Origin of the sequence: Candidatus Protofrankia californiensis (assembly GCF_900634765.1) — a bacterium.
GTDB lineage: Bacteria > Actinomycetota > Actinomycetes > Frankiales > Frankiaceae > Protofrankia > Protofrankia californiensis.
The window spans coordinates 47,173-48,035 of the sequence record NZ_CAAAFT010000428.1 but is presented as its reverse complement, the minus strand read 5'-3'; the positions used below and the strand labels follow the sequence as shown (position 1 = coordinate 48,035).

At 72.2% G+C, this 863-nt stretch carries 1 pseudogene; it reads left to right on the top strand.

Going from position 1 to position 863, the window contains the following annotated elements:
- Positions 1–863, top strand: a pseudogene (locus tag DD1DGNOD_RS28335) (zinc ribbon domain-containing protein); the annotation flags it as partial.

Below are 863 nucleotides of genomic sequence, written 5' to 3'. Positions count from 1 at the left end.
CTGCTGGACACCGCCACCCGCGACGAGGTCCGGGCACGGGTGCTGGCGGCCCGCCGCACCGGGGACGCCGAACGGCTGGCGAAGGTGGCCCGCAATCTCGCGACCGTGCGTGGGCGTTTCGGTGGGGTGCCGCGTTCCCGGGTGGCCGGGCTTCGCCGGCTGGCGTCGGCCGACGGGGTGACTGCCGAGCAGTTCGACGCGCTTCTCGCCCGTGAGCAGGTGATCGAGGACGGCTCGGGTGACGGGGTCGAACCGCTCGCCGCGGGGGTACGGCACCAGATCCGTGACCGCCTGATCGAGCTGCGGCAGCTACGTGAGGGAGACCGGGTCGGTACCGCCTCCCTGTGGGCGCTGCTGGGTGTCCCGGCCGACTCGCCGTCGGAACGGATCCAGGCCGCCTACGAGGTTGCGCTGGAGCGCAACCAGCGGCGTCCGCATGACCGTGAGAAGACGGTGATCGCGGATCTGCTCGCGCAGGTACGCACCAGGCTGCTGGACGGGGATCCGGCCGCCTACACCGCCGGACTGGTCGCGGACGCCCGGGAGGAGATCCGGGGGCGGGTCGAGGAACACGTCGTTCTCGACGGTGAACTGGGACCGGCCGTGTTCGAGGGGCTGGTGCGGGAGGTCCTCGCAACCGGGTCGGGCCTGTCCGCGGTGCAGGCCAAGACCCTGTTGCTCGGCGTCGCCCGGGAGCTGGGCGCGGCCGTGACGACCGGCGTCTTTCTCGACTACGTGGTGTGCGCGCAATGCTGCCGTCCGGAACCGGTGGACGGCTCGCGTATCTGTCGTTACTGCGACACCGAGCTGTACACGGCGTGCCCCTCGTGCGGGCGGAAGACCGAGGCCGCCGCGGTGGCCTG